This window comes from Nguyenibacter vanlangensis (assembly GCF_013376155.1).
Taxonomy (GTDB): domain Bacteria; phylum Pseudomonadota; class Alphaproteobacteria; order Acetobacterales; family Acetobacteraceae; genus Gluconacetobacter; species Gluconacetobacter vanlangensis.
This window is the reverse complement of record NZ_JABXXP010000166.1, coordinates 1-5449: the sequence shown is the minus strand read 5'-3', so window position 1 is coordinate 5449 and position 5449 is coordinate 1. Positions and strand designations below refer to the sequence as shown.

Annotated in this window: 4 protein-coding genes; all 4 read right to left on the bottom strand. The window is 67.0% G+C overall.

Going from position 1 to position 5449, the window contains the following annotated elements:
* On the bottom strand, positions 1 to 1368 hold a 1368-nt coding region (locus HUK84_RS09630), incomplete at its 3' end, for an ATP-binding protein (protein ID WP_246285584.1).
* A 301-nt stretch (positions 1369 to 1669) separates the two neighbouring features.
* Complete coding sequence (locus HUK84_RS09625) at positions 1670 to 3808, bottom strand: putative bifunctional diguanylate cyclase/phosphodiesterase (RefSeq protein ID WP_176640096.1); 2139 nt, start codon at positions 3806 to 3808, stop codon at positions 1670 to 1672.
* A gap of 356 nt (positions 3809 to 4164) precedes the next feature.
* On the bottom strand, positions 4165 to 5091 hold the full coding sequence (locus HUK84_RS09620; protein WP_176640095.1) for a 2-hydroxyacid dehydrogenase: 927 nt from the start codon (positions 5089 to 5091) through the stop codon (positions 4165 to 4167).
* A 123-nt stretch (positions 5092 to 5214) separates the two neighbouring features.
* Positions 5215 to 5449, bottom strand: a 235-nt coding sequence (locus HUK84_RS09615) for a DinB/UmuC family translesion DNA polymerase (protein WP_456306666.1), incomplete at its 5' end; no start/stop codon positions are given.

The window sequence follows — 5449 nt, the reverse complement described above, 5'->3', positions numbered from 1 at the left end:
GGCGTTGCGCGTCAGCAGGACCAGGCCGGGCCACGCCGCCGGCGCCGATGTGGGAGAGGCCGATGCGGGAGAGGCCAATGGGGGGGATGCCGACGCGGGAGGCACCGATGCCGGGGCAGCCTCCTGCAGCCGGATCGTGAACCAGAAGGTGCTGCCCTGCCCCTCCAGGCTGCGCAGTCCCATCTCGCCGCCCATGAGGTCGACCAGCCGGCGGCAGATGGCCAGGCCCAGCCCGGTACCGCCGAAACGGTCGATCACGGAATCATCCGCCTGGGTGAAGGTTTCGAAGACGCGCTGCTGCGCGGCTTCGGGGATGCCGATCCCGCTGTCCGAGACCTCGAACCGCAGGCCGACGCCGCCGCCGGGCAGCGCGGCGCCGTCCACCGCGATCACGACATGGCCCCGTTCGGTGAATTTGACGGCGTTGCCGGCCAGGTTGAGCAGGATGTCACGCACATGCCGGTCGTCGCCGACCAGCCATGACGGGGTGCGGGCGGTGACATGGATGCAGATCTGCAGCCGCTTGTCGTGCGCGGCGACCCCCACGATGCGCCGGACCTCGTTCAATACCGACAGCAGCGCGAAAGGCCGGGCGCGCACGGGCATGCGGCCATCCTCGATCCGCGAGAAATCCAGCAGATCCTCGATCATGCCCAGCAACGAGGTGCCCGCCGCGCGGATGGTGCGGACCATGTCGCGCTGTTCGGTATCCAGCGCGGATTCGCCGAGCAGGCGGCCCATCCCGATGACGGCGTTCAGCGGCGTGCGCAGTTCGTGGCTGACGCTGGCCAGGAACAATGTCTTGGCCCGGCTGGCTTCCTCGGCCCGTCGGCGGGTATCGGACAGAAAGCGGATCAGCGACGCGGAATAGAGCGGAATGATCAGCAGGCCGATCACCAGGCCCGCGAAGAGATAGCCGGTATCGCGCCAGACCGGCAGGTCGTGGACGGCAAGGACAAAGCCGCTGGCGCCGAGCACGGCCGCCGCGGCGATGTAGGTCAGGCCGAAACGGAAGCCGTAGCCCAGGATCACCCAAAGATAGATCGGATAGAGCGGGATGCCGTCGATGCGGCCCTGGTGCATGCCCAGCGACAGGAAGCCGAGGTCCCAGCCGAGCTGCAGGATCCGGCGCGCCTGCGACGGGCGCGGCCATAGCAGCAGGGCGACGGCGATCGCGATCGCCCCCAGCAGGAACGTGCCGCAGATGGCCGACAACCCGCACAGACGCCCGAGCGTGATCGCGCCGTACAGATAGATCCCGAGCAGATAGATCTGCACGATGCAGGCGATGACCAGCCGGTTCAGGACGATCTGGTGTTCGCCGTCCCCGCCTTGCCGCATTCGCGCCAGGATTTTACGCACCCCCATGGGTCATGACTCTCTCGGGCCCAGAGCAGATCGCGATATGGCGGGTTCGCCCGGTCGCGTGAAGATGCTCCATAAAACACACTCGCGGCGTCCGATGACGGGCACCGGACGAAATCGGCCGGTGACGGTGGAAGGGGACCGGCACCCATCCCGTATCCTGCCCGGCCAACATGGCCGCTTGATGGCCGCAGTCGGTACGGGCGGCGGCGCGAAAACGCAAGACGCCGAGGCCGGACGAACACCCCGTGTCTCGCGAATTTCAGCGTCCGGATTTCAAGGTCATGGCGGATACACGCTTAATCTAGGCGTTCCCGCCGGGTTCGGCCGGAGCGGTGACCCGGCCCGCGAGCGTCAGTACCCCGGCCTCGACGAGGGTGCGGAATCGCGCGGGGGGCAGCGGATGTCCGAAATAAAAACCCTGTGCTTCCTGACAATTCTGGTCTTCGAGCCAGCGAAGCTGGTCCTCCCTTTCGATTCCCTCGGCGATCACCTGGATACCGAGATTTTCACCCAGGCCGATGATCGCCTTGACGATCGCCCGGCTGCCCGAGGACGAAGCCAGGTCCTGGATGAAGACCGAATCGATCTTCAACCGTCGGATCGGCAGCTTGGTCAGATAGGCCAGCGAGGCATAGCCGGTGCCGAAATCGTCGATGGCGACCGAGACCCCCAGCATCTGCAACGCCCGCAACTGCCGTCCTGCGGAATCGGGGTTTTCGATCAGTGCGGTCTCGGTCAGTTCCAGTTCCAGGAAATTGGGGTCCAGGCCGGTTTCGGTCGTGGCGTCCACCACGAGCTGGTGCACGTCGTGCTGGCGGAACAGGACGCCCGACAGATTGACCGCCATGCGGACATGGATGCCGTCATGCCGCCATTGCGCCGCCTGGCGGCAGGCCTCGCGCAGGGACCATACCGTCATGGGAACGATCAGCCCCGTCTCCTCGGCCAGCGGAAGGAAGCGGCCCGGATAGACCAGTTCGCCGCCGGGACGCACCCAGCGGATCAGCGCCTCGACCCCCGACACGGCCCCGGTGGCGAGGTCGATCTCGGGCTGGTAGTGCAGGACGAACTCGCCCTTGTCGATGGCCCGGCGCAGCGCCTGCTCCATCTCGGTCGCCGCGGAGAAGACCTGTTCCATCCCCTGGTCGAAAAAGGCGTAGCGGCAGCGTCCCTCGTTCTTGGCGCGGTACATCGCCAGGTCCGCGCGCTTGAGCAGGGTCTCGAAGGTCGCGTCGGGTTCGGGATACAAGGTGACGCCCACGCTGGCGCCGACGCTCATGGAGCGGTCCCCCAGCATGAAGGGACGCGAGAAGATGCCGACGATCCGCTCGGCCAGCTCGGCCGCGTCGGCGGCGTCGGCGATGTCGTGGACGATGGAAAATTCGTCGCCGCCCAGCCGCGCGATGACCGCGGCATGGGGCAGGACGGTACGCAGCCGGACCGCCACCTTGCGCAACAGCAGGTCGCCGACCGTGTGGCCCTGCGTGTCGTTGACGCCCTTGAAGCGGTCCAGGTCGAGCAGCAGGAACGCGAAGGGGCGGCCGTTCGGGCCCCGCTGGGCCATCAGCGCCTGCATCTCGGCTTCCAGCTTGGAGCGGCTGGGCAGGCCGGTGAGCTGGTCGTAATAGGCCAGGTGGTGCAGTTCCCACTCGGCCTTCTTGCGGTCGGTGATATCCAGCGACGTGGTCAGCACGTAGCGCATGCCGCTGGCCTCGTCATAAAGCGGGATCTTGGAGGTCAGCAGGATCCGTTCCATCCCGTAACGGTCGGAAATACTTTCCTCGTAGCGCGACGTGGGCAGGCCGCTTTCCAGCACCTGCCGGTCGCGGGTGACCGAGGCCGCGTTGTTGCGCCCCTGGCGGGGCCCCAGGACGCGGGCGTGGAATTTGTTGACGAACAGATAATTCCCGTCGGCGTCGGTCGCGCTGATCATCGCCGGCACGGTGTCGATCACCTGCAGCAGCCGGTCGCGGCTGCCGCGCAGGATCTCGGCCCGCGCGAGGCGCGTGGTTTCCAGCTCCTGCTCCAACTGCACGGCGCGCGAACGGGCGCGCTTCTGATGCCAGCTAAGCTGCAGCAGGTTGCGCGCCCGGGTCAGGAATTCGGTATGGTCGACCGGGCTGAGCAGGAAGTCGGTCGCACCGGCATCCAGCGCGTTGATGCGGTAATCGCGGTCCTCATATGCAGTGACCACGACCACCGGGACGTCATAGCCCCAGTCGAGATTGCGGATGCGCGCAGTAAAGGCCGCCCCATCCATCAGCGGCATCTTGTAGTCGGTGATGATCAGGTCGGGCACGTTGTCGTCCCCGAACCAGTCCAGGGCCTCGAGCGGCGTGGAGAAGACTTCGACCTGGATGTCCGTGCCCAGCGTCATGGCCAGCCGCGCGAAGATCGTCCGGTTGGTTGAACGGTCGTCAACGATGGCTATGAGTCGCATTCAGGCCTCGGGGCAACAGGGAGGCGGAGCCGGGCTGCTCCGCCGGTTTTTGCTTTGGCAGTTGCGCCACGCCGTCGCCGGCATATTGCGGTATTCAGTGGCACGGTCCCGATTTGATGCCGGCACCCCAGGATATCCAGCCGTCTGCTGCCTTTATGCGTAGCGTTATAGCATGGAACATGACAAGGCGCGGATCGCCATTTTTTCTTCCATGCCCGAAGGATGCGCGCCCTTCGCGCATCGCGGCTTCCGACATGCGAGACCGTGCCGGCACATCTATTAAAGATTAAAAATTAGTCAATACTTTGAATTCCGCTTGATGTCATGAAGGATGAACAAGTAACGCGGCACGATCTTCAATAGCCGCGCCCGCGATCGACCAGGCCCGACGGGCATTCGCCCCGGCGCAGGCGGTCGAGATTCTCGACGATCTGCCGGGCGGCGCTGGCCGGCACGGTGTCGCTGGCGATGTGCGGCGTCAGCGTGATGCCTGGATGGGTCCAGAACGGATGGCTTTCGGGCAGCGGCTCCTGGCCGGCGACGTCGAGGATCGCGTGCGAGAGCTGCCCATCGGCCAGGGCCGCCAGCAAATCGTCCTCGTGCACATGGCCGCCGCGGCCGCAATTGACCAGCGCGGCCCCGCGCGGCAGCGCCGCGAAGGCGGGCGCCGAAAGGAGGAAGCGCGTATCGTCGGTCAGCGGCAGCAGGCAGATCAGGATATCGGTCCTCGCCAGGAACGGCGCCAGCGCGTCCCGGCCCGCGAAGCAGGTGACGCCGTCGAGCGCGTGCGGGCTGCGGCTCCATCCCGCACAGGGAAAGCCGAACAGGTGCAGGCGGTGCAGCAACGCACGGCCGAGCACGCCCAGCCCCAGCACCCCGACCCGGCGGTCGGCGGCCAGGCATGGCGGCAGGCCCTTCCATCGGTGCGCCGCCTGCGCCCGGCGATAGGCCGGCATCTGCCGATGCAGGTCCAGCGTCGCCCAGACCCCGTATTCCACCATCATGTCGGTCAGGGCCGGGTCGACGATGCGGACCAGGGGCATCGTGTCGGGCAGGCCCAGGGCAAGAAACTGATCGACCCCCGCCCCTTCGGAGAAGACCACCTGGAGATTGGGATAGAGGGCGAGCAGGTCCGGCGGCGGCTGCCAGGTCAGCAGGGCCGTGACGTCGGCCGGGTCGCCGCATTCGGGCCAGATCCGGACGTCCAGGCCGGGCGCCGCCTTGGCGAAGGCGAGGCGCCAGGCTTCCGCGCGCGCGGGGGCGGTTCTGACGAGAAGCGACATGGGCGTTCGATCCTGCTGTTTCCGATGCGGAATGACGACGCGGCGGAATGGCGGCGTCGTGCCAGCTTATGGGCATGAGACCGCGTGAGGGCAAGACCGCTGAAAGGCTTGTGGAGCAGCCTTTCAGCCCCGGTCCAGGATCGGATCCAGGGACGGGTCCAGGGCCAGGACGAGTTGCGCGCCGGGGCGCGCTTCCGCCGCATCGAGGTTGGACAGCGTGACGCCCAGCAGGCGGATCCCCTGTTCGAGCGGCCCCTGTTTGAGCGGCCCCTGCTTGAGCGGGAAGAACGGACGCAGCAGGTCCTGCGCCACCCGGGACAGGGCGGCCTGGGCGGCGACCGGGCCGGGCAGCGAGTGC